General features: G+C 73.8%; 15 protein-coding genes. 8 read left to right on the top strand and 7 right to left on the bottom strand.

Annotated features, from left to right (window positions below):
* Positions 1–84: 84 nt before the first annotated feature.
* The 3 genes from NQZ70_RS46155 to NQZ70_RS46145 all read right to left on the bottom strand — a co-directional run bounded on the left by NQZ70_RS46155 (position 85) and on the right by NQZ70_RS46145 (position 4,290).
* The gene (locus NQZ70_RS46155) at positions 85–1,218 is read right to left on the bottom strand and encodes an SUMF1/EgtB/PvdO family nonheme iron enzyme (RefSeq protein WP_129579907.1); all 1,134 of its coding nucleotides are present in this window, start codon (positions 1,216–1,218) and stop codon (positions 85–87) included.
* A 319-nt stretch (positions 1,219–1,537) separates the two neighbouring features.
* Positions 1,538–2,239: a hypothetical protein gene (locus NQZ70_RS46150; RefSeq protein ID WP_129579906.1), complete on the bottom strand. Its 702-nt coding sequence runs from the start codon at positions 2,237–2,239 to the stop codon at positions 1,538–1,540.
* Positions 2,240–2,469: 230 nt separating this feature from the next.
* Positions 2,470–4,290 (bottom strand): right-handed parallel beta-helix repeat-containing protein, encoded by a 1,821-nt coding sequence (locus NQZ70_RS46145; protein WP_129579905.1) that lies wholly within the window; start codon positions 4,288–4,290, stop codon positions 2,470–2,472.
* Between the two features lie 357 nt (positions 4,291–4,647).
* Here NQZ70_RS46145 and NQZ70_RS46140 point away from each other — a divergent pair, with 357 nt between their 5' ends.
* The 4 genes from NQZ70_RS46140 (at position 4,648) to NQZ70_RS46125 (ending at position 8,412) form a co-directional block, all read left to right on the top strand.
* Positions 4,648–5,214 carry a hypothetical protein gene (locus NQZ70_RS46140; protein WP_129579904.1) on the top strand — a complete coding sequence of 189 codons (567 nt, stop codon included), beginning with the start codon at positions 4,648–4,650 and terminating at the stop codon, positions 5,212–5,214.
* Positions 5,215–5,392: 178 nt separating this feature from the next.
* Entirely contained in the window at positions 5,393–6,499 is a 1,107-nt protein-coding gene (locus tag NQZ70_RS46135; protein ID WP_129579903.1) for an RIP metalloprotease, read from the top strand.
* Positions 6,500–6,524: 25 nt separating this feature from the next.
* The gene (locus NQZ70_RS46130; protein ID WP_129579902.1) at positions 6,525–7,508 is read left to right on the top strand and encodes a hypothetical protein; all 984 of its coding nucleotides are present in this window, start codon (positions 6,525–6,527) and stop codon (positions 7,506–7,508) included.
* Positions 7,509–7,692: 184 nt separating this feature from the next.
* Positions 7,693–8,412 (top strand): hypothetical protein, encoded by a 720-nt coding sequence (locus NQZ70_RS46125; RefSeq protein WP_129579901.1) that lies wholly within the window; start codon positions 7,693–7,695, stop codon positions 8,410–8,412.
* Positions 8,413–8,511: 99 nt separating this feature from the next.
* Here NQZ70_RS46125 and NQZ70_RS46120 read toward each other — a convergent pair whose 3' ends face one another.
* On the bottom strand, positions 8,512–10,386 hold the full coding sequence (locus tag NQZ70_RS46120; protein ID WP_129579900.1) for a cyclic nucleotide-binding domain-containing protein: 1,875 nt from the start codon (positions 10,384–10,386) through the stop codon (positions 8,512–8,514).
* On the opposite strand from NQZ70_RS46120, the gene NQZ70_RS46115 reads away from it, so the two are divergent.
* Positions 10,364–12,196 (top strand): hypothetical protein, encoded by a 1,833-nt coding sequence (locus NQZ70_RS46115; RefSeq protein ID WP_129579899.1) that lies wholly within the window; start codon positions 10,364–10,366, stop codon positions 12,194–12,196. The two genes, NQZ70_RS46120 and NQZ70_RS46115, sit on opposite strands and share 23 nt — an antisense overlap.
* A 1,840-nt stretch (positions 12,197–14,036) precedes the next feature.
* On the opposite strand, the gene NQZ70_RS46110 is transcribed toward NQZ70_RS46115, so the two are convergent.
* Positions 14,037–17,516, bottom strand: coding sequence for a DNA translocase FtsK 4TM domain-containing protein (locus NQZ70_RS46110; RefSeq protein ID WP_129579898.1), 3,480 nt, complete (start codon positions 17,514–17,516; stop codon positions 14,037–14,039).
* A 468-nt stretch (positions 17,517–17,984) separates the two neighbouring features.
* On the opposite strand from NQZ70_RS46110, the gene NQZ70_RS46105 reads away from it, so the two are divergent.
* The 3 genes from NQZ70_RS46105 (at position 17,985) to NQZ70_RS46095 (ending at position 22,369) form a co-directional block, all read left to right on the top strand.
* Positions 17,985–19,589 carry a hypothetical protein gene (locus NQZ70_RS46105; RefSeq protein ID WP_129579897.1) on the top strand — a complete coding sequence of 535 codons (1,605 nt, stop codon included), beginning with the start codon at positions 17,985–17,987 and terminating at the stop codon, positions 19,587–19,589.
* Positions 19,590–19,821: 232 nt separating this feature from the next.
* Positions 19,822–20,967 (top strand): FHA domain-containing protein, encoded by a 1,146-nt coding sequence (locus tag NQZ70_RS46100; protein WP_129579896.1) that lies wholly within the window; start codon positions 19,822–19,824, stop codon positions 20,965–20,967.
* 37 nt (positions 20,968–21,004) lie between these two features.
* The gene (locus NQZ70_RS46095; protein WP_129579895.1) at positions 21,005–22,369 is read left to right on the top strand and encodes a L,D-transpeptidase; all 1,365 of its coding nucleotides are present in this window, start codon (positions 21,005–21,007) and stop codon (positions 22,367–22,369) included.
* Between the two features lie 207 nt (positions 22,370–22,576).
* On the opposite strand, the gene NQZ70_RS46090 is transcribed toward NQZ70_RS46095, so the two are convergent.
* Together NQZ70_RS46090 and atpB are read right to left on the bottom strand one after the other, a co-directional pair.
* Entirely contained in the window at positions 22,577–22,915 is a 339-nt protein-coding gene (locus NQZ70_RS46090; protein WP_061622327.1) for an ATP synthase F0 subunit C, read from the bottom strand.
* A 290-nt stretch (positions 22,916–23,205) separates the two neighbouring features.
* Positions 23,206–23,976, bottom strand: coding sequence for a F0F1 ATP synthase subunit A (gene atpB / locus NQZ70_RS46085; RefSeq protein ID WP_129579894.1), 771 nt, complete (start codon positions 23,974–23,976; stop codon positions 23,206–23,208).
* Between the last annotated feature and the right edge of the window lie 98 nt (positions 23,977–24,074).

Genomic DNA, 24,074 nt, shown 5'->3' with positions numbered 1-24,074 from the left:
CCACCAGGGACCCGTCCCGGACCCATGGGCGCAATCGGATTTGGTGGCTCCGCCCCGAGCTGCGCGTCGCAGCCTGCCGCGCCGTCAGCCGCCGTCCCGCTGGATCGCGCCTGCCGGCCCCGGCGCCGCCGGCGGCTCGGCCTCGTCGCAGCACCGGAATCCCGTCGAGTAGTCGTGATAGGCCGGCTCGTGGGCGATCGTGGTGAAGGTGCAGCCCGGGCCGAGCTCGCTGGTCGTGCTGAAGAAGCCGCCCATGAACACGCCGTTGCCCTCGTGCCAGGGCTGGTCGCGGCGCTCCACGCCCTCGGTCTGCATGCGCATCACGAGCTCGCGATCGACCATGTCGCTGACCCACTCATGGAGATTGCCGATCATGTCAACAACGCCGAGCTCGCTGGCGCAGCCGGCGTAATCGCCGCTCCTCGCCAGGAAGCCCGGCTTCTGGTTGAGCTCTGGGCTGTTGAAGTGGCGCTCGTAGCTCCACCCGCCCGGCGGGTGCTCGCCGAAGACCTCTCTCAGGAGGTGGGCTTTGCTCGTGTTGCACCGCCCGCGCTCGCCGCGGGGGCCGTAAGGGTAGCGGTGGACGCCGTTGCCGCGGCAGGCGCGCTGCCACTCGCGCCGCGTGCAGAGGCGCTTGCCGGCGGCGGCGCACGCGGCCTTGGCCTCGACGCGGCTGATGTACGCCTGCGGGAAGACGCCGGCCTCGCTGCGCGCGACGTAGCGGACGCCCGGCTCGGGCCGCTTGAAATGCGGGTGCACGGCGAGCTCCCCGCCGGCGTCGGTGACCAGGTGCGCCTCGTAGCGGTCGATGCAATAGCCGCCGACGAGGACCATGTCGGCGGGGCAGGACCCGAGCGAGAGCGGGATCCCGAGCGGCTGCGGGGGGAAGACGGAGAGCGCGGCGCCGGCCGAGCCGGGCGGAGGCGGCTCGACCGGGGCGGCGCTCGCGCCGGCGGCGCTCGGCGCGGGCTCGGCGGATGCGCCGCCCGGGATGGCGGCGCCGGCGTGCGCGCTGCCGGCGGGCGAGGCGGGCGTCGGTGCCGCCGCGAGCGCGGAGGAGGTGGCGGCTGCCGCGAGCGCGGAAGCCGCGGCGGGCGCCGTCCCTTCGGCCGCGTGCGCCACGTGGGCCTGGCCGGGGGCGTCCGCCTTCGCGGCCGGGCTGCCGCCGGCGTCGCTCGGACCGGTGCACGCCGTGAGCCACGCCAGGACGGCGAGCAAGCCCGGCGTCGCGCATCGTGAAAGGCGGCGCCGGGGGAGCGAGGAACTCGAAGGATGGCGGGCACAGAGGCGAGACAGGCGAGCCCGGAGGCAATCGCGGCGCGGCGCGGACGACACGAGGCGGAGTGTACACGCGCCCGGCGCGCGGCTGTGTGGGATCGCGGCGCGCTCAGCCGCTCGCCGCGACGGCGCCGCCGCGCCGCTCTTTTGAGCTCACGTTGATGTAAGTGGGATCACGTCGAGCTGAAGGGGGCGCCTCGGTGACCTGATGAAAGGCGCGCAACGTCGGCCACGCCGGCGAGCTCCGAGAGCGCTGCATTCACGGCTGGTTGCACGGATCTACGACAGCGCCGCAGGTGTCGCTGCAATCCGTGCAGGTGCAGGCATACACGGCGTTGAACAGATCTTCCGCGTCAGGGTGCGCCGCGTTGCAATCGCTGAAGCACTGCGGCTGAGGGTCGCTCTCCATGCATGCTTGTGCGCACTCGAGCCAAGGCCGGCAGTCCGCGTTGAGCGCGCAGGCGGTCAGACAGCCGCTCTGCCCCGCGCAGCTCAGGCACTCCACGCCGCTGCCTCCTTCCGTCCCCTGGCACTCGCTCAGGCAGCCGGCGAGCTCCGGATCCACGGCATCCCCTGTGAGCGACTGGAGCTGCTCGCACGTCGCGTCGCGCACGCACTGAGCGCCGCACTCCGCCGCCGGCTCTGCGCAGTCGAACGTGAAGAGGTCGCACACGGGAACCATGCATTCCTCGGCCTTGTCGCACGCCTGATCGCACACCGTGCCGCCCCCGGCGCCGCCCGCTCCGGTCGACGTCGCCGTCGTTGACGCGGCCGTCGTCGAGCTGCTGCTGCTCGCCCCCGTCGTGCTCGACGTCGTGCTGCTCGTCGTTCCCCCGCTGCCGCTCCCGCCGCTCCCGCCGCCTCCGCCGGGGTTCTCCGTCGTCTCACCCGAGCAGGCTGCGACCGTTCCGCCCGCAACGAAACAGAAGACGAACACAAGAGAAGAAGTCCTGCCGCGCATCGCCGTCCTCCTTGGGCGCGCCGCGGGCCTTCCACGTGATTACCCCCAGCGCCGCGCGATCGTTCGCCTGCTGCATTCCCACGGCAAGACCTTTTTTGCCGGCTCGATACCCCCGCGCGAGCGTTTCCGCGCCAGCGTCCGCCGACCGCCCGCCCCGGCCGCGCCGGTGCTCTTGGTCGCCTGCGGCGCCCTCGGACGGCAGGAAGCCCGGCCCCGGCCCCCGCGCCCCCTCAGCCCGGCCCCGGCGACAGCGCCCCGAGATCCGCGCCGCCGCGCTTCTCGCCGAGCAGATCCAGCGCCGGCACCTCGCGCGCGTCGCCCTGCCCGAGCAGCATCTTGGACGACCGCTTCGGCCTGAAATCCGGCCGGTTCGGGTTGAGCTTCCACCAGCCCCCCTCCACGACCACCCACGGCTCCTCGCCCGCGCGCACCACCTCCGCCGCGAGCCGCGCGCGCGTGATGCCCGTGATCGCACGCGTCTCCGGCAGCGCCGCCGCCAGGCGCTTCAGCCCGTCGGGCATCCCGCCGTAGCTCACCTGGGTCACCACGTTGTGGCCCGCGTCGAACCGGTAGATGCTCGTGCTCAGCACCTCGATCGACGGCGAGTCGTCGCTGACGAGGATGTTGTTCCGCAGCCGGCAACCCCAGCTCCCGTTGCCGCACTGGAGCGCGGGCCGGCCCCGGGTGCTCATGACCACGGTGTTGTTGCGGATCAGGTTGTTGCGGCAGCCCCAGAGCGGCAGCGCGTCAGGGCCGCTCACCTGCTCCGGAGAGCGCGGGCCGGGCTCCACATAGGCCTGGTCGAACGGGTTCCCGTTGTCCCACTGCGCGATCCCGCTGCCGAGGTTGCCGTAAATGAGGTTGTTCTGGATGACGGAGTCCGACACCCCCGCGAGGTTGATCGCCCCGCCGCCGAGGCGCCCGTTGCCGTTGATGACGTTCCGCTCGATGATGAAGCTCACGCCCCGGCCGTCCGGAAACCCGTGCTCGCCGAACCGGTCGGTCGCGAGCTTCATCAGCCCCGTGGCCCAGGCGCGGGTCGGCTCCCTGCGCGGATAGCCCCGGAACGACGGGTGCTCCAGCACCGCGTCGAGCGAGGCCTCCGGATCGAGGTTCGCCTGGAACCCGCTCGCGCTGTTGCCGAAGAACACGTTGCGACGAACCACGTAGTTGTCCGAGCCGTCGGACACGTAGGCGCCGTGCTCGGCCGCAGAGAAGGCGAACAGGTTGTCCTGCAAGAGGACGGTGTGGCTGTCGGTGGAGTGAAACCCCCAGGTCCGATGGTGATGAGAGAAGTTGCCGACGATCGCGATGTGGTGCGCCAGCCTGCCGGTCTCGCCGAACGCGCCGTCGATCATGATCCCCGCCTTCGGCGTGCCCGCGCTCTGCCTGCCGGGCCCGCTGCTGCCGGCGAGGCGGAACCCCTCGATCACCACGTGGTGCGCCCCCTTCAGGTAGATCATCCAGTTCGGGTCGGCGGCGGCCCCCCGGTGGATCACGACCTCGCCCGGGCGCCCCATGGCCTTGAAATGGATGTACCGCTCCTGAGCGGCGCTCGGCTTCTCGCCCAGCGAGAACCCCGCGTACGCGCCGGGCAGCACCGCGATGAGATCGCCGCCGCGCGCCGCGTCGGCGGCGTCCTGGAGCGTCGCGAACGCGCGCGCGACCGGCAGATCCTGCGGATCGGCCGCGGCGCCCGGCGCGTTCAGATCGAGCGCGGCGACGCGGATCGTGGCGGGCGCCGGCGCGCCCACGACGAGCGCGCGCTCGTACCGCCGCTGCAGCTTCAAGGTCTGGCTCACCCACGCGTCGGAGTCGCGCGTCTTCACGAACGGCTCGACGGCCGCGGGCGAGGGCGGCTCCGCGGGCGCGGCGGGCTCGGCCGGCGCGGGGGCCTTCTTCTGCGGCGCCGTCGGCTGCGCCTGCCCCTCGGGCGGCGGCCCAGCGACGTGGATCGTGGCGCTGCAGGCGAGCGCGGCGGCCGCGACGAGCGCGCCGCCGATGCGCGCGCAGCCACGGGCCAGCTGGATGACGCTTGTCGGTCCTCTCATCTCGACGCTCCCGGGAAGGCCGCCCCCGCCGCGGCGCGCGGGCTCATGCGGCGCCGGCTCTGTTTACCCCGAAGCGCGCGCCTCAGCCAGACGAGCTCGCATCGCGGGAGCGGGCTCGCATCGCGGCGCGGGCTCGCGTCGCGGGAGCGGGCTCGCATCGCAGGAGCGGGGGCTCACGTCGCGGCGCCGGCTCGTCGCGGGCTCGCGGCGATGGCTCGCGTCCGGCGCCGCTGCGCGCTCCGCTCCGCGCGCGGCGCGCCGCGCGAGGTGCGACATCGCCATCCAGGGGCGGCCGCCGTGACCCGGCCCCGTGGCCGTTCGCTTCCTTCGCTGCCGTTCCTTTGATACGAAGAGCCCATGAAAGCGCTCCCCTCGCTCGTGAGTGTCGCTCTCGCTTCGGTCACCCTCCTCACGCTCGCGCCCGAAGCGCAGGCGAACATCAAGAATCCGAACGATCACCCCGACTACGTGGCCGAGCTCGAGCCGCACGCGAACTTCGTCTTCCTGCACCGCGACTACGGCCTGCGGCGGCGCGGGTACAGGTACTACGAGGGCTTCGGCGACCCGGAGTTCGGCCTCGGCTTCCGGGCCACGATCGAGCTCGCCGACCCGGCGTTCATCCCCAGGCTCAACAACACTGTCGGCATCTCGTTCGGCCTGGATTTCACCAACTGCACGTACTGCCGCCGCGACTTCACCATCTGGAGTCCGGTCACCATGCAGTGGAACTTCTTCTTCAACGACAAGTGGAGCGCCTTCGCCGATCTCGGCGCCGTCCTCCGCACCGACGGGTTCTACGACAGGGTGTGGTTCGATTTCGTCACCATGGTCGGCGGCCGGTACCACTTCAACGACGACATCTCGCTGACCATGCGGATCGGCTATCCCTTCTTCAGCATCGGCGCGTCGTTCTTCACCGGCTGAGCTGCGCCGCGCCGCCTCTCCGGCGGGCTGGACCGCCCGGAGCGCTGCCCTGCTGCGGCGGGGTTGGGGGGAGAGCGCCCGGCCTCCGCCGTGGGCGGCGGGCTCTTGCCGGGGCAGGCGTACGGGGCGGACATCGGGCGCGTGCGGATGCGCCCCACCCTGGTTAGACTAGCCGGAGATGGTCGGCTGGTATTTCGTAGGCATCCTCGGGCTCGCCCTGCTGATGGTGGTCCACGAGGGAGGGCACTACCTCGCCGCGCGCGCCTACGGCATGCGCGTCCTGAAGTTCTCGATCGGCTTCGGTCCCACCTTCTTCAAGGTGGTCCCGAAGGACGGGTACTTCTGGTTCACGACCGCGGCGGACAAGGTCCGCGTGCGGCTCTGGCGTCACGACCCGGTGAAGCACGGCCCCACCGTGTTCCAGGTCGCGATGATCCCGTTCCTCGCGTACGTGCAGATCGCGGGGATGAACCCGCTCGAGGAGGTCGACCCCGAGGACAAGGGCAGCTACGCGAACGCGAGCCTGATGGGCCGGATCGCCGCGATCTTCGCCGGTCCGCTCGCCAACTACCTGTTCGCGTCGGTGCTCTTCTTCGCCAGCCTGATGACGGGCGGCAAGCCCTACCGCCTGACGGACATCGGCGTGGTCGCCGGGATGCCGGCCGCGGCGGCCAACCTCAAGGACGGCGACCGCATCGTCGAGATCGACGGGGCCCCGGTCCAGGACTGGGAGAAGATGGCGGAGATCATCTCCCGCAACCCCGGCCGTCCGCTCGACATCGTGGTGGAGCGCGCCGGCGAGCGCGTCCAGGCCCAGGTCACCCCGGTGAACGAGAACGGCGCGGGCAAGATCGGCGTGATGGCCATCGGGCCGATCCAGTCGGCGCCGGTGACCGCGAAGGAGGCCGCGGTGCTCGCCGTGACGAAGCCGCCGAAGGTCGTGCAGAGCCTGGTCGTCGGGCTCGGCCAGTACCTGACGGGCAAGGTCGAGGGCGAGCTCGGGGGCCCGAAGCGGATGATCGAGGAGACGGCGCACGCGGCCAAGCGCGGGTGGGCCGAGGGGCTCGAGTTCCTCGGCCTGCTCTCGGCCTACCTCGGCGCGTTCAACCTGATCCCGTTCCCGGCCCTGGACGGCGGCCGCCTGATGTTCCTGTTCTACGAGGCCGCCACGCGGCGCAGGCCGAACGCCCGCATCGAGGCGCATATCCATCTGGTCGGCGTGTTCATGCTGATCGGGCTGATGCTCTACGTCACCGCGAACGATTTCGGCCTCGGGTCGAAGTAGCGCCGAGCCCGCGCCCCCCCGTGGCATGAGGTTCCCCGCGCGGGCTCCGGCGCCGGCCGGGCGGCTCGCCCGCGCGGCGGCGTGCCTCTCGGTCCTCGCGCTCGCCGGCGAGACGGGGGCCGCGCTGGCCGCGCCGCCGGGGCCGGGCGCGTGGTCCGACGAGGAAGAGCAGGCCGTCTTCGACGTCCCCGCGCCCCCGACGCTCCCAGGGCTCACGCTGCGCGATCCGACCTTCACGTTCGAGTACACGGCGGCCGCGATCGAGCCCGAGGCGACCAGCCAGGCGGGCGGCAGGACGGCCTACGCCTGGTACTCGCATGGCGAGATGGAGGTGCCGCTCGTGCCCCGCAAGTGGTTCGTCGGCGCGGTGCACGACAGCGCCGCGGCGAGCGTGCCGGGGGTCGGTCGGTCGATGCTGCTCGGGAGCCCCGAGCTCTACGGGCGGGGCGTCTGGTCGAGCGTGCGCGGGCTCGCGTCCGGCGGAGGCTTCGGCATCGTCCTCCCGGTCCCGCGCGACGTCTCGCCGGCCGAGGCCGAGGTGCTGCGGACCGCGCGCGTGGTGCGGCCGTGGGACGAGACGCGCTTCCGGGAGCTCACGCTCACGTTCCGCCCCTGGTTCGACATGCGGCACATCACCGGGCCGTTCATCTTCCAGCTCCGGCAGGGCATCGACTGGTCGCTGGTCGTGCGCCGCCTCCGGCCCAACGAGCGCCGCACCGACATCTCGGCGTACACCGCGTTCTACTTCGGCTACCGGCTCGCCCCGCCGGTCGGCGTGGGCCTGGAGCTGTGGGAAGTGTACCAGCTGACGCAGGACCTGCCGGACGACAAGCGCGCGACGTTCGCGATCTCGCCGAGCGTCCGCTTCATCCTGGCGAACGTGCAGCCGGCGCTGAGCGTGCTCTTGCCGGTCGCGACCCCGCTGCGCGGCGACGTCGCCTGGTACTACGCCGCGCGGCTCAGCGTCGGGTTCACCTTCCCGACGGGGCGTCCGCGGGCGCCCCGGTGAGCGGGCGGCGCGCTCGCCGGGCCCGCGCTCGCCACGCGCGCGGGTAGGTAGGAGGATCGGAGGATCGGGCGCCCCGCCGCCGCGCCGGCCCGGCGCACCCCGGTGAGCGCGCTCCCGCGGGCGAAGGTGAGGGGATCTCGTTCGAGCGCGTGCATCCGGCGTGGCCGCTGGGTACCCTGGCGGCGTGGTCACTGCGGCATGGCTCCGGCGCGGTCTGGCTCTCGCGGCGCTCCTCGCGTCGACCGGCTGTGCGACCCAGCTCGTCAGCCTGAACGAGGGGCCCCGCGAGTACGTCGCGACGGACTACGAGAACGTGCTGCGCGCGTGGACGCGCACGGAGCACCTGTTCGCGCTCTCGGAGCTCGACAACTTCCTCACCGCCACCGCGACGTTCGAGTCGTGGGACTTCCGCTGGGCCTACGTGGCCCGCTACGCGCAGGACTACCGGCTCACGATCGAGCAGCGGCAGAAGCTGCTCGAGAAGACGCTCGAGGAGACGCGCCAGCGCCACCAGTTCTTCGTCGCGATCTTCGGCGGCGAGCGCAAGTACAACGACCTCTCGACGCCGAACAGCGCGTGGATCGTCCGGCTGATCGACGACACGGGGAACGAGACGGCGCCCGAGGAGATCGTCGCGATCCCGAAGCCGAACGCGCTCGAGCGGACCTACTTCCCGTACAACACGGTGTGGCGGCAGGCGTTCCGCATCCGCTTCCCGCGCGCGACCGCGGAGGGCAGGCCGACGATCTCGCCGAACGCGAAGTGGTTCGGGCTCCGCTTCGCCGGGGCGCAGGGCAACAGCGAGCTCGTCTGGCAGCTCAACGACGACGAGGAGCCCACCGAGGCCGTCGAGCTGGAGCAGGAGGCCACGCGACCGCGCCGCCCGGCGAAGCCGCGGTTCTAAGCGACCCGCGCCGGCGATCCCGCGCGGGTCCTCGGATGCGCGGCGCTCGTAACGAGAGGGCGATGTGGCTGGTCGCCCTGCGCGCGGCCAGCCTTTCGTTCAGCTGCGCTGGGCGTCCAGCGAGACGGACTGCGCGAGGATGGAGAGCAGCTCCGGCGTGCTCTCGAACAGCTCGCGCAGCACGGGGTGATCGGCGATGAGCACGAGCGCGCCGCTCCCGGCCGCGCGCGCGATCGCCGGCGCCGGCTCGCCGCCGAGCAGCTCGGAGGCGAACAGCAGCTCGCCGGGCCTGGCGGCGCCGGCGAGCGCCTGCGTCCGCTCCGCGACCAGCTCCAGCGTGCCGGCGCCGACGATCACGAGGCCGGGCATCGGATTGCCGGCGTGGATCAGCGGCTCGCCTGGCTCCAGGCTGCGCAGGCGGAGCCGGCCGAGGACCCGGCGCAGCAGCGTCTCCTCGAGCTCGCCGAGCGGCCCCATGGTGACGCCGGCGAGCGACTGGAGCCGGTCTGCGACGGCGCGCAGCTCGTCGATCACCCAGGGGCAGGTGCGGAGCGCGTTGTCGATGGTCGCCTGGTCCCAGATCGCCACCCGCGCGCCGCCCGCGCCGGCGACGACGCGCAGCGGGATGCCTTCCTCGAGCGTCCCGCGGGACGGCACGAGCGTCCTGATGGCGGCGTGCTCGGCGGGCGCGTCGACGATGGTCGCGCACACGGCGGCGCTGCCGCTGAGCACCAGCGCTGCCCCGTAGACGGCGAGCTCCTCGTCGGGCGCGAGGTCTTGCACGTGCGCCGCGAGCGCGAGCTCGTCGTGCATCTCCTCGGGCAGGTCGGCGAACGCCTCGATGCGCTCGAGGTCGCGGCCGGTGAGGGCCGCGGCGCCGGCGGCGGACGGCGAGGCGCTGGCCGCTTCCGGCTGCGGCAGATCCGGCGACACCTCCGGTTCGAGGTCGAGGGTCGCGATCGGTCCCCCTCCCAGGGGCGAGCCGGGAGGCGGGTCGATCACGCTGGCGGTGAGGTCGATGGTCTCGCCCGCGTCCGGTCCGGGCTGCTCGACCGCGAGCGCTCCGGGCTGCGCCGCGTCGGTCGCGAGGGGCTGCGCCGCGTCGGTCGCAGGGGACGCGTCGCCCGCCGTCGGCGCGCGGGCGTCGGCGGGCGTCGGCAGCGGCTCGACCGCGGTCGCCTGGGTCGCGGGCTCCTCCACGACCGCGATGTCCGCGTCGTCGAGCAGCTCTTCTTCCGGCGCGGGCTCGGCGGTCGCTGCACCGAGCTCGAGCGGCGGCTGCGCCGGGGCCGCGGCGCCGCCGGAGGCGGGCTCGCCGAGCGGCGGCCCGGCCTTCGCCTGCAGGTCGTCGCCGTGCGCCGCCGCGTGCGGCGCGGGGAAGGGGCTGTCGAGCCGCGACGACGTCGGGGCGTCGAGATCGCTGTCGGAGAGCTCGATGACGACGGTCCCATCGGGCGTCGAGATCGGGGAGGGCTCTTCCGTGCTCGCGGGAGGCTCGATCGTCGTCGCAGCGATGGCTGCTGCGCCGGCGCCCTTCGAGACGACGTCGTCGACGGAGGCCCCGAGGTGCCCGGGCGGCTCGCTTGCGGCGGGCGTTGCTGCGCGGGCGCGCGGCGCCGCGGGCGCCGGCGGCGCGGGGGGGCGCGCGGAGATCGGCTTCCGCTTGAGCGCGAGGTCGAGCGGCGCTGCCGAGGTGACGACCTCGTCCTCGTCGCCCGCCTGCGGCGTCGAGGGGGGCCGGCGAGCGACGAGGTACGTGTCGCCGCTCGGCGTTATCGTCTCCTGAGGGGGCCGAGGCGGCGCGGCGATCTCCGCGTCGTCGGACCAGGGATCGAGGATCGGCTCGCGAGGTCTCCTTCTCGCGCCAGCCGTTGCGACCGTCGGAGCGGCCGCCTCTGCGCGGGCCGGGGCGGGCGTCGGGATCGGAGCCTCGACGAGGATCTCGCCGACCATGTCGTCGTCCGGCGTGCGCACCTCGGCGAGCGCTGCGGGGCTCGGGGCATACGGCGGCGTCGAGGGCGGCAGCGGCGCGGCGGAAGCGAGGGGCGCGCCGGGCGGCGCGGCCGGCGGCGGCGCGGAAGGAGAGGGCGCTGCGGGCGGCGGCGGTGGTGGTGGCGGCGCAGCGAGCGGCGCAGGCGGCGGCGCGGCGAGCGGCGGCGGCGCAGCGGACAGCGGAGGAGCGGCAGCCGGCGGCGGAAGCGGCGCTACGGGCGGCGGCGCGGCGAGTGGCGGCGGCGCGGAAGAGGACGGCGCAGCGGATAGCGGAGGCGCAGCAGGCGGCAGCGGCGCGACGAGCGGCGGCGTCGACAGCGGCGGCGCAGCGGACAGCGGCGGCGCAGCAGGCGGCGGCGGCAGCGGCGTGACGAGCGGCGGCGCGGTCAGTGGCGGCGCGGAAGGCGACGGCGCAGCGGATGGCGGAGGCGCGGCAGGCGGGGGCGCAACAGGCGGCGGTGCGGCCAACGGCGGCGCCGCAGCAGGCGGCGGAGGTGCAGCGAGCGGCGGAAGCGGCGGCCGCGGTGCAGCGTGTGACGGAGGCACGGCGTGCAACGGAGGCGCGGCGTGCAACGGAGGCGCGGCGTGCGACGAAGGCGCGGCGGAGGCTAGCGTCGGCACTGGCGGCGGCGCCAGCGGAGGCAGCGTCGGCGGATGCGGCGGCGTGACGGGCGGCGGCAGCGGCGCAGCGGAAGGGGCCGCGGACAGCGGCGGCGGCGCCGGCGGAGGCAGCGTCGGCGGGCGCGGCGGCGCGACGGGCGGCGGCAGCGGCGCAGCGGATGGAGCCGCCGAAAGCGGGGGAGGCGCCGGCGGAGGCAACGTCGGTGGGCGCGGCGGCGCGGCCGGCGGCGGCGGCAGCGGCGCAGCGGATGGAGCCGCCGAAAGCGGCGCAGCGGAAGGGGCCGCGGACAGCGGCGGCGGCGCCGGCGGATGCAGCGGCGCGACGTGCGGCGGCGGCAGCGGCGCAGCGGATGGAGCCGCCGAAAGCGGGGGCGGCGCCGGCGGAGGCAACGTCGGTGGGCGCGGCGGCGCGGCCGGCGGCGGCGGCAGCGGCGCAGCGGAAGGGGCCGCGGACAGCGGCGGCGGCGCCGGCGGAGGCAACGTCGGTGGGCGCGGTGGCGCGACGGGCGCCGGCAGCGGCGGCGCGACCGACTGCGCCGACGCCGGCGCGGCCAGCCCCTGCGGGGGTGGCGGCGCCGCAGGTGACGGCGCGGGTGCTTGCGCGGCGGATGGAGGCGCCGGCTGCGGGCGTGGGGGCGCGAACGACGGCGGGTGCGGCGCCGGCGGCGGCTGCGGGCGCGGGGGCGCGAACGGCGGCGGCTGCGGCGCCGACGGAGGCCCGATCGGCGGTGCCGGTGGTGGCCCGAAGGACGGCGGCTGGGGCGGTGCCGGCGGCGGCCCGAAGGACGGCGGCTGGGGCGGTGCCGGCGGCGGCCCGAAGGACGGCGGCTGCGGCGGCGTCGACGCGGGCGCGGCGATCCCTGGTGCGGGCGGTGAATGCGCATCCGCGACGAGGCGCGGTGGCGCACCGAGGGGCGCTGCCGGAAGCGGGGAGGACGTTGGCGAAGGCAGCGGCACCGCAGGCGGCGGTTCGCTCGTGGGGGGCGCCGCGGCGGGGCGCGGGGGCAGCGGGGGGCCCATCGTGGCGTCGGCCCGGCCACGATCCGGCAACGAAGCCAGGGTGGACGGCGGCTCCGGGAGTCCCGGCGCCGGGGAAATGCGGGGCGGGGCCGATGACGGCCTGGGCGAAGCTGCCCGGGGCACGGGCGGCGGCAACGGGGCGGGCGGCTGAGCGCTCTGCGTCCTGGTTTGTGCCGGGAGCGAGTGCGGGTCCGGGCTGCTCTGCGGCCTGAATGACGGAGGCCCTGGTGGCGGAGGCGGCGGCGGGACAGCGCTCGCCGCCGGAGGGGCGGCCAGCGGAGGCGCCGGTGGTGGTTGGCTCCGATAAAGCGCGCCGGCCTGGGCGTTGGGTGCCGGTGGGGGTGTCGAGGGGGCCACCCGCGCAGGCGGCTGTGCGTGCGGCGGGTCGAGCCGTTGTTGCGGGTACGTGGCGGCCGGCGGCTGCGGATACGGCGCAGCGGTCGGCTGCGGATGCGGCGCAGCCGGCTGCGGATACGGCTCAGCCGGCGGCGGCGGATACGGCGCAGCCGGCGGCTGCGAGCGCGACGTCGCCGGCGCGAAGGCGGGCGGCTGCTGCGCGGGCGGCGCAGGCGGCGGGAGCGCGCCGCCAGGAGCCTGCTGCGCCGGCCGCTGCGTCATCGGCGGCGGGGGAGGCGGCGGTTGCGGTGGCTGCGGCGGCTGCGGCGCGCTGCCCTGCGAAAACCCGGCAGGCGCGGGAGAAAACGGCGCGATCGGCCGGCCCGCAGCGGCCGGCCCCTCCGCTGCGCCCGGGGGGAGCCTCGGCGACGGCACCTCCAGGCGCTCCGCCTCGGCGGCCAGCTCCGGCTCCGAGAGCGGCTCGAACAGGTCGATCTCGATCGAGGGCATCGAGGCGCGCAGCTCTGCAGCGAGCGAGATGCGGCGGCGCCAGGTCTGCTCGTCGGACGGCGGCGCTTCGTCCTCATCGTCGGCGGGCGGGGGCGGCGCGTCGTCTTCGCCGGCGATCGTCTCCAGGAGATCGGGATCGCTCGGCTGCCCGACCTCCGAGGCCATCACCTCCTCGAGCGCCGTCGCGCACAGCCCGAGCTCCGAGGCGCGGAACGGCTGCCCGGCCGCCCCCGCCGCCTCGGCCGCGCGTCGCAGCCACACGATGGCGTCGCGCCGCTCGCCGCGCGCCCACAGCGCGCTGGCCGTGGAGATCCCCCACACGACATCTTCATCGTCATTCGGGTGCGGTTCGGGGAGGGCGACCACGCGGTTCGCCATGAGCAACACCACCTATCACAGGCCCCACTGCGGCCGTTTACCCATGATACCGAGCGAGCCGACGTCCCGGTTCGAGCGTCGCGCGAGCCCCGCGGCGCGGAAAGCCGCGCCACCAAGAAGCTTAGCCGCGCTCGATACGGCACGTACAAATTACGATACTGATGTCGCTTTCGGCCGCCTCGTCGCCGCGCGGGGCCGGCGCGACGCCCCCATGGAAGGAGGCGAGCGCCGCGCGCTCGCCTCCTTCCATGGGGGCGCGCGGCCAGCTCGCCGGCCGCCGCCTCGGGCCGGCGCTGGGGGTGCCTCGCCGCGCATGGCAGCGTCGCGCGTCGCGCGTCGCCCGCGCAGCGCCGCTCGCTAGGTGGACCGCCGCCCGCCCACGCGCCGCGGCGGGCAGCTCAGGACCGCCGCGCGACGGCGCATTTCGTCGACGCCGTCCCGCGAAGCCGCCTCTCCGGGCATGCGTCTCGCAAGCCAACCGATGAGCGTCAGCCCCGCTGCGCGGGCGTCTGCGGGCATCGTCCCTTCTTTCAGGAGGCTCGCGATCTGAGCGATCAGACGCGTGCGCGTTTCCTCAGGCGCCATCCTGCGTGCTCCATGAAGCATTCGAACGGGAAAGTCAAAAGAACCACGATGCTAGCGCGCGACCTCGGCGGCGGAAAGGTCGGCGCTGTGCTCTCCTCCACATCCGATCGGGGGCGCGCGTCCCGGTCGACGGCGTGCCAACACGCGTTGCGAAGCGGCGTCAACGCAAATGTGCGCGCGGGTCAGATCGGCGCGATGAGCACCTCGCGATCCTTGGCGCCGTTCGCGGGCCCGACGAGCCCGCGCTTCTCCATGGCCTCGACCAGCTTGGCCGCGCGGTTGTAGCCGACGCCGAGCTTGCGCTGCAGCCACGAGGTCGAGCAGCGCCGGGTGTCGGCCACGATCCTCACGGCGGCGTCGTACATGGGATCGGCCTCGGCGTCGGAGGTGTCGGGCTCCTCGCCCTCGTCGTCCCGGGGCCGGAGGATCGCCTCGTCGTAGACCGGCTCGCCCTGGAGCCGGAGGAAGTCGGTGATCTTCTGGACCTCCTCCTCCGAGCAGAACGGGCACTGGACGCGCCGCGTCTCGTTCGAGCCGTTCATCTTGATCAGCATGTCGCCGCGGCCGAGCAGGTGCTCGGCGCCCTGCTCGTCGAGGATCGTGCGGCTGTCCACCTTCTGCGCGACGCGGAAGGCGATGCGCGTGGGGAAGTTCGCCTTGATCATGCCGGTGATCACGTCGACGCTCGGCCGCTGCGTCGCGAGGATGACGTGCATGCCGGCGGCGCGCGCCTTCTGCGCCAGCCGCGCCACGCTCGCCTCCACGTCCTTGCCCTGCTGCATCATCAGGTCGGCGAACTCGTCGACCACGATCACGATGAACGGGATCTTCTCCGGCAGCGCCGCGTCGGAGCCGTCCTTCGCCGCGTCGACCTCCACCTCGAGCCCGTCCGCGCCGATCGCGCTCACCTTGGGCGGCGGCTTCGGCGGGCGCGCCTCGCCGCGGTGCACGCGCTCGACCCACGCGTTGTACGTCGTGATGTTCTTCGTCCCCGCGTTCGCGAAGAGCTGGTAGCGCCGCTCCATCTCGTCGACGGCCCACTTGAGCGCGTTCGCCGCCTGCTTCATGTCCGTCACGACCGGCAGGAGCAGGTGCGGGATGCGGTCGAAGGGCGCGAGCTCGACGACCTTGGGATCGATCATCAGGAGCCGGAGCTCGTCCGGCGTCTTGCGGAAGAGCAGGCTCACGAGCATCACGTTGAGCCCGACGCTCTTGCCGGCGCCGGTCGCGCCCGCGACGATGACGTGCGGCATCGACGCGAGGTCGGCGAAGTACGGCGTCCCGATGATGTCGCGGCCGAGCACGCACGGCAGCGGCGCCTTCATCTCGACGAAGCGGCGATCCTCGACGAGCTCGCGCAGGTTGACGGGCAGGCGGTGCTCGTTCGGGATCTCGAAGCCGATCCGGTTCTTCCCGGGGATGGGGGCGACGATGCGGACCTTGCGCGACAGGCCGAGCGCGAGGTCGTCCGCGAGGCCCGCCACCTTCGAGACCTTGGTGCCGGCGGCGGGCGAGACCTCGAACGTCGTGACCGTGGGCCCGGGGTGGATCTCCTCGACCTTGCCGCTGACGCCGTAGTCGGCGAGCGTCTTCTCGAGGAGCTGCGCCGTGGCCTTGAGCTGATCCGCGTCGAGCTGGAGGCGTCCGCCCGCGGGCACGTCGAGCATGTCGGTCGATGGCAGGCGGAAGCCCTCGCCGGTGGCGGGGACGACCTTGACCACCGCGGGCTTCTCGCTGACGAGCGCGCGGCTCGTGTCGACGATCGTCGGCGCGCGCGGCGCGGCGCCCTGAGGCCGCTCCGGGCCGCCGGCGGGAGGAGGCTCGCGGTGGGCCGCCCGGGCATCCGGCTCGCGCGGCTCGCGGGCGGGCAGGTCGCGCGGCTCGCGAGCGGGCAGGTCGCGCGGCTCGCGAGCGGGCAGGTCGCGCGGCTCGCGAGCGGGCAGGTCGCGCGGCTCGCGAGCGGGCAGGCCGCGGTGGGCGTCCGGCTCCCGCGCTGGCAGCTCGCGCACCGGCAGGATGGGCGACGGCGTGGGCACGTCGAGCGCTTCCGGCTCCGCGAACGCGGCCGCGCTGTCGTCATCGTCCGCCTCGAACGCCGCGGGCTCGACCGCGTCGTCCTCGTCGAGCTCCACCTCCCGCTCGACGATCCTCTCGACCAGGTGCGCCTCGCCCGCGAACGGCGACTCGTCGCCGTCCTCCAGGGCAGCGGCGTCGCGCGACCCCGCGAGGGCCGCGGCGCGGCGCCGCGCAGGCCGGCGCGGCTCGGCGGCGCGCTGCGCCCTCTCGCGCGGCTCGGCGGCGCGCTGCGCTCGTTCGCGCGGCTCGGCGCGCTGCGCTCCTTCGCGCTCCGCTTCCTCGGTCAGCTCGACGAACCGCTGCGCGCCCTCGCGCGGCCCGGCGCCGTGCAGCGCCGCCTCGCGCGGCGCATCGCTCTCGGGCGCCTCCTCGTCCGGCTCGGCGCCGTGGACCACCACCTCGTGCGCCTCGCCGCCGTGGATCACCACCTCGTGCGCCTCGCCGCCGCGGGTCATCACCTCGTGCGCCTCGCCGCCGTGGATCACCACCTCGCGCGGCTCGCCGCCGTGGATCACCACCTCGCGCGGCTCGCCGCCGTGGATCACCACCTCGTGCGCCTCGCCGCCGCGGACCACCGGCTCGCGCGCCTCGCTCCCCTGCGGCGCCGCCTCGCGCGGCTCCTTGGCCTGCGCCTTCCTCCCGCGCCGCGGCTTCGGCGGGGCCGCAGGCTCCTCGGCGGCGGCGCTCAGCGGCGCGCTCTTCCAGAGATCGAGCGCCGGCGCCTCGGCGTGGGCCGGCTCGACGGGCGTGCTCCTCGCGGCGGGGTCGGAGAGCGGCTCGTCCGCGTCGTCGGCCAGCGCGGCGATGATCGCGTCGGGGCTCGAGTTGCGCGCGATGATCGGCGGCGCCTCCTGCGCCGAGGCGCCCTCCCGCCGCTCCAGATCGCGCGCCGCGGCCCACGCCCCGAAGAGCGCGCGCGCCCAGCCGGCGACGCGCGCGGCGATCGCCACGGCGAGCTGCTCGGCCCGGTGCGCCAGCTCGATGAACGAGAACGTCGCCCGGCCCATCAGGATGAGCGCGACGATGGTGAGCCCGATGATGTACGACCCGATGTTCGAGAAGAGCGCGCGCAGCACCTCCCCGAACAGCTCGCCCACGGCCCCGCCGAGCGGCATCGCGCCGAACGCGACCGCCCGCGGGAACGCCACGTGCGCGAGCGCCGCGAGCACGATGACCACCACGAGGTCGCCGCTCAGCCGGAACAGGCTCGCGATCGAGCGCTTCGCCCCGAGCAGCGGCATCGCGAGCAGCGCGAGCTCCAGCGGGACGAACCACGCGATGACCCCGACCGCCTGGACCGACGCCCCCGCGAGCGCCGCGCCCACGGGCCCCACCCAGTCGTCGCCCGAGATCTCCGGGCGCAGCGGATCCGCGCGAAACGACGCGAGCGCGAGGGCGCTGTACAGGGCGGACACCAGGAGGACCAGCGCCGCCGCATCGCGGGCGTAGCTGTGTGCCGGCGGCGCGGCAGGACCCGAGACCCCCGCCGGGCTGGTCCGTGCGGCGCCGCGCGCCCCGGACCGCAAGGGCTCGCCAAGGCCGGCGGCGGGCTGGGCACGGCGAGGAGCGAACAAGGGGACGTTCATGCCTACCTAAACCTACCTTGCTCACATATGCGCACTCCACCCCGGGGGCAAGAAGTCTGGGAGGCCTGAGAAGGAGGGGAAAGCAACGGAGGGAAACAGAAAATCGCGGGGCAGCGGAAGTGAACGGGAAACAACGGGAGGAGACGGGCGCTTTCGCGCGCTCCCGTGCACCGTCACGCACGCCTGAGCCCGCCAGGAGCACGGGGACGCGAGCGACCTCCGGGCCTCAGCGGGCGGGAGAGGCATGGGAGGGGGGCATGGGCTGGGGCAGGAAGGGGGGCGCGGGGAGGGGGCGGGGGCATGGCAGGGGGCGGGGGCACGGCAAGGGGATGCATCGGAGGGCATCGCCGCGCTGGAGTTCCGGCCGGATTTCGCGCAATCTTTGTCCTGGTTCCCCTCTTCCCGCCCTTGAAATTCTTTCAAACAGAGCGCCGCGGGCGGTACCATCCCGGCCCTCCTGGGACGCGCATGGAAACTGTCGAACGAGCAGGGCGGCGCGCCGGCGCTGCGGGCCTTCTTGTGCTGTGCCTCGCGACCGCTGGCGTGGGGCTCGCGACGAGCGGGTGCCGCGTCAACGAGAACGACATCCACCGGTGGGAGACCACGGCGCACGGGCCCGACAAGCTCAGGGCCGTGTTGTTTCACGACAAGTACGACAACTCGCTCCGCATCGAGGCGGCCACGTCGCTCATCCGCATGAAGCCGCGGCAGGGCCGGCGCGTGGGCATCGGCATCATGGTCGAGACCCTCGCGACCATGGCGCCGGAGGCCCGGCAGTCGATCGTGGCCGCGCTCGTGCCGTCCATCATCGCCGAGCTGAGGAAGCCGCCGCCCGTCGCGCCGCCCGGGCAGCCACGCCCGGTCGACACCTCGTTCCCCTACAAGGACGCCGCGTACGCGATGCTCACGTCCGATCGGACCGTGATCATCGCGGACGAGGGGCTGAAGGAGGGGCTCAAGGCCGCCCTCATCGACTGGGCGATGGCGGACTTCGAGCACCGGCTCGAGGACCGCTCGCAGGCCTACGGGATGGAGCAGCTCCTGCGCTTCATCGGCCCGCCCGCGGTGGCCGGCCTGCCGAAGCTCATGACGCGCGAGGCGAAGCGGCTCGACCAGATGGCGTCGCTCGTGGCCGAGTACGGCGACCCACAGGCGAAGGAAGCCGCCTCGGCGAACCTCGTCGCCATCGCGAAGTTCGTCACCTCCAGCGAGTGGGTCGACGCCAAGAAGCCCGAGCTCCAGGCGGCGAACGCCGCGTCGAAGATCACGCCCACCGAGAAGCAGTTCGAGGCGCAGCTCGCGCAGTACCAGGAGGAGGAGCTCTTCCGGGTCTTCGGCTCGATGAAGAAGCTCGGCGGCAGGCCGTCGGTCGACTTCCTCCTCGGGTTCGCGGCGGACAAGGACCAGCCCGAGAAGCGCCGCCAGGCCGCCCTCGCCGCGCTCGAGGGCCGGCTCGACCGCAACAACCCGAGCGACATCCAGCGCATCCTCGAGATCGCGACCGCGGACGCGCCCGACGCGGTGCTCGACCAGGCCTTCCGCCGCGTCGGCGAGATGCCGCGCGAGCTCGTCGTCGAGAAGCTCTACGGCCTGTTCAAGACCGACAAGTGGAAGATCCGCCGCGCCGCCGCCGCGACCATCCTGAAGATGTCGACGGCGAAGCACATCGACGAGTTCATGAGCAGGCTCCCCGACAGCAAGGGGTTCGCCATGCCCGAGGCGCTCACGTACGGCGCGTCGTTCGGCGACCTGAAGGAGGGCTCGCCCCTCGAGGCCCTGAAGAAGCACTTCACCGAGGGCCCGGCGCCGGTGCGCACGAGCGCGATCGCCTACTACTTCACCTTCGGCACGGCCGCCGATCTCCCGGCGGTGAAGCCGCTCGAGGGCGATACCACCCGCGCGCCGGTCTGCGACGCCGATCCGGACTGCAAGTGGGCGTGCGAGGTGCAGAAAGAGGGGTCGAACGAGCGCGAGCTCAGGGACGTGAAGACCGTCGGCGAGTTCGTCCAGTACTGCATCGAGCCGGCCATGCAGGAGAGGAAGCCGGAGATCGAGAAGGGCGAGAAGAAGTGACTCGAGCGCCGGCGCAGCACGCGGGATCCTCGAGCGATCCCGCCGCCAGGCAGGAGCGCGGCGGGGGCGCGCGCTTCGCGGCGGACCGCGCGCGCGCTCCGCGGATCTCGCGCGGCCATGTTTGCGATCGCAGCGCGCCTTCGGCGCGGCCCAGGGCCATCAGGTGCTTGCAGGGAAGAGGCCGGGAGGAGGCTTCCCAGCGCAATTCATCCTCCGTTATCGTTGGGTAGAGATGAGCGCGGATCCGAACAAGAAAAGCGCACGGACGTTCCAGTGTCGCGATGTCCTTTGGGAGACGTTCGAGCAGATGGCGCGCGAGCTCGAGTGCTCCATCGACTACCTCATCAATGAGTCGATGAAGCAGTACGCGCGGCAGCGAAGCTACAGCCCGCGCACGCCCTTTCCTCCGCCCGCGAGGGTCGACGCGGCGCCCGGCTCCGGACACCAGCCGGTCCCGCACGCTCATCAGCCCAGCGCGGTGCCCCCGGCCGCGACGCCCCCGCCGCCCGGGCTGATGACGCCCGGCTCGCCGCCGCCCTTCGGACCGCCGGGCGGGCCGCCGATGGTCGCCCTGCAGCAGCAGCCGACGCCCGCGGGGGCCTACGGCGCGCCGGCCGGCGCGCCCGCCTATGGCGCGCCCTCGCCGCCGTACGGCGTGTCCCCCGTGGGGCCCGTACCGACGCCGGTGCCGGCGCTCACGCCGCCGCCGCCGGGGCAGGTCCGGCCGGGCGCGCCGCCGCCGCCCCCGCCGCCTCCGGGCAGCAGCAGCGCGGGCGGGAAGCGGCCCAGCCTGCCCGTTCCGCCGCCCATCCCGGGCCGCGTCGGCGGCCCGCCGCCGCCGCCGACCAGCGTGACCCGCCTCGGCGCGCCGCCGCCGCTCCCGTCGCAGGCCACGAACCCCGGCGGGCGCCAGAGCATGCCCGGCGCCGCGGCGAGCCGCTCGGGGCCGCCGCCGCCGCTGAGCAGCGGCACCGGGTACGCCTCGCCCATCGCGCCGCCGATGGCGCCGCCGGGGTACGGCGTGCCGCCGCAGGCGGCGTCCAGCGTGCCGGGTCCGCCGCCGATGAACATGGCGATGCCGAACCAGGTCCCCGCGGGCCCGGCGCTCGCCGCGTTCTACGCGGGGCAGCGGTTCGTGGTGAACAAGGACCGGTTCATCATCGGGCGCGGCAAGCAGTCGAGCGATCTGACGATCAAGGACCCGAACGTGTCGCGCCAGCACGCCATGGTCGAGTTCCTGAACGGCCAGTACTACATGGTCGACATGGGCTCGACGAACGGCGTCGAGTACAACGGCCAGCGCATCGCCCGGAAGGCCATCGTCGAGGGCGATCTCTTCCGGATCTGCGATCACGAAGTGCGCTTCTCCTACCGCTGATCGCGGCGGTCCCGCCCCTTCCGCCGGAGCTCGCACGATGACGAAGCGTGGTGGCGCCGCCGCGGGCCCCTCGGAGCTGCCCCGCGGGGCGGCGCTGCGGCGCGCGCGGCGCGGCACGCTGAGGGCCGGCGCCGCGGCGGTCGCCCTCGGCGCGGCGATCTGGGGCGGCGCGGTCCTCGCGTCGCAGCTGCCGCCGTGGGTCGCGGAGGGCGACGCTCCGCTGCCGGCGTGGGTCATGAGCGCGCGCGTGCTCAAGCGCGACCAGCCGCTGTTCGAGGCGCCGGGCGACAACCCGCGCCGGCGCGGCTCCGTCGATCGCAACGTGCAGCTGCCCATCTTCGCGGCCCGGCGCGAAGGCGGCTGCCTCGGGCGCTGGCTCGAGGTAGGCGCCGCGGCCTGGGTCTGCGACGACGCCGTCGAGCTCTCCGCCGCGGGTCCGATCAGCCCGCTCGTGCGCACATGGCGCGAGATGCCCGACGGGCTCCCGTACCGCTACTACTTCGTCGGCCCCGACGGGTCGTTCGGCTATCGCCGGGTCGAGGCGGCCGACATCGACGCGCCGGACGCGCAGCTCGAGCCCGGCTTCGCGGTGGCGATCGTCGAGGAGCGGGCGCTCGGCGGGTCGCGCTACGGCCGCACGAACAGCGGCTTCTGGGTGCCGATGCGCGATCTCGGCCCGGTGCGCGCGTTCGCCTTCCACGGAGAGACCGTCCCTCCGGGCGCCGCGGAGATCGGGATCGCGTGGGTCGTGTCCGAGAGGGCGCCGCTCTTCACGCGCACGGCGGCGGGCTTCGCGCGGACCGACGAGAGCAAGGCGCGGTTCGAGGTCGTCTCCACGCTCGAGGAGGCGCAGGGCGCCTCGGGCAAGCTCGCGCGCATCGCGGACGGCGACGCGGCGGCGTGGATCTCGCTCCGCGATCTCCGGCGTCCGTCGGTGGCGCCGCCGCCGCCCGAGGTCGACGTCGAGGCGGGCGAGCGGTGGATCGACGTCGAGCGTTCGACGCAGACGCTCGTGGCCTACGAGGGGCGTCGACCGGTGTTCGCGACGCTTGTCTCGACCGGCAAGGGCGCGCCCGGGTCGTCGCGCGCGACGCCCGCCGGCACGTTCCGCATCTGGGCCAAGCTGCTCACCTCGGACATGGACAACCTCGAGGACGAGGGCGCCGACCGCTATTACCGGATGGAGGACGTCCCCTACGTGCAGTACTTCTCCAAGGGGGTCGGGCTGCACGGCGCGTTCTGGCATCGCTCGTTCGGCCAGGTGCGGAGCCACGGCTGCGTGAACCTGGCCCCGCTCGACGCGCAGCGGCTGTTCTGGTGGACGTCGCCGCGGCTCCCCGCCGGCTGGACGGCGGTCCTCCCCACGGCGCACGAGCCGGGCACCGTGGTGCGCGTGCGCTAGCGCAGGGCGCGAACCGCGGCGCGCGACGGGTCACGCCAGCCGCGGCGCGCGCGAGCCGTCGCGCAGGGCCGCGGCTGCGATGGGTCTATGCGCAGGCGGAGAGAGGGCGCGCGGGCGAGGTCCCATCGAAGGGGCGCTCGGCCGGCGCAGCCGGAGGGGAGAAAGGAGCAGCGGAGCCGGGCCCCGTGGGGCGCGGCCGGCGCTGGCTCAGAGGGCGATCTTGCCCTGGAGGAAGAAGGCGATGACCCAGGAGAGGAGCACGAGCGACTCGATGAGCGCCAGGCCGAGGATCATCGGGGTCTGGATCCGGGCCGCGGCGCCCGGGTTCCGGGAGATACCCTCGAGGGCGGCCGCAGCGGCGCGACCCTGGCCCATGGTGCCGCCGAGGGCAGCGATGCCGATCGCGAATCCGGCAGCGACGGCGAGCCACGAGTTCGCGTCGTACTTGTTCGACGCCGCGCCATCCTGCGCCAGCGCCATAGCGGGAACCAGTACCAGCGCAGTGCCGACAACGGCGGACAGCGACAGCTTGCTCTTCAGCGACATCCGAATCTGCTCCTTTCAAGCCACACAGCCCGCGGGGCTGCATGCGTACATCTGCGTGGGTCGGGGGCCGCGCGGGCGGCACCCCCTCGAGAACCGGGGATCGCTCCCGGGACCTCTTCGACTGCTCGGTAGGGGACGCGCTCGTGCAGTCCACCCACCGCTCTGGGGCAACCCATCGACAGCGGGGCCCCTCTAATCCGATTTTCGAGGGCTGGCTAGCCTTCTCTTCACCTCCAGCGCCGTTCTCCTCGGCGCCGGGTGATGCCTGACCGAGCGGTCAGGCGAAGCGATCAGTGATGGTGATCCGCCTTCTCCGTCGCGAGCCCGATGTAGATGCAGCTCAGCAGGCAGAACACCAGCGTCTGCACGACGATGACGATGATCGCCAGGAACATGAGCGGCACCGGGACGAACAGCGCGACCAGCCCGAGGAAGATGCTCGCCACGAGGTGGTCGACCCCGATGTTGAGCATGAGCCGGATCGAGAGCGTGACCGGACGGACGCAGGTGGAGATGACCTCGATGGGGAAGATGAGCGGCGCCAGGTACCACTTCGGTCCGGCGAGGTGGGCGATGTAGCCCCAGCCGTTCTCCTTCAGCCCGTAGTAGTTGAAAAGGACGAACACCACGACCGCGCACCCGATCGTGACGTTCAGGTTCGAGGTCGGCGGGTTCACGCCCGGGATGAGCGCCGACGCGTTCGAGAAGAAGATGAACGCCGCCGAGCCCCCGACGAGCGGGAAGTACCGCTTCGCGTTCTCGGGCCCCATCACGTCCCGAGCCATGCCGTAGAAGTAGCCGAAGAACGCCTCGAAGAACGTGCGCAGCGTGAGCTTGTCCTCCGGGACCACGGACTCGTTCAGGCGCCGGTACTGCCCGCGCACCTCGCTCGCGAGCAGCACGAACAGCACCATGATGAGGAGGCTCATGAAGATCGGCTCGGTCCCGCGGTAGTCGACCGTGTGGTGACCGATGAACGTCTTGCCGATGTTGCGAGCGTTCTCCCGGAGTCCGGGGAGCTGCGCCAGGAGGTACGTGAGGAACCCTGTATGCTCAGGCATGGCTTTCGTCGTCGATGCGCGGCGCCGACGGCCGCGCGGCTGTGCCGGTACGGCCGCGCGCGCCGGCGCGCCTTGGGGGAGTTCGCCCTCGGTCGAGG

It is taken from the genome of Sorangium sp. So ce836 (genome assembly GCF_028553905.1).
In the GTDB taxonomy this organism is placed as follows: Bacteria; Myxococcota_A; Polyangia; order Polyangiales; family Polyangiaceae; genus Sorangium; species Sorangium cellulosum_D.
The sequence above is the reverse complement of the archived record's forward strand: the minus strand, read 5'-3'. Positions and strand labels throughout refer to the sequence as shown.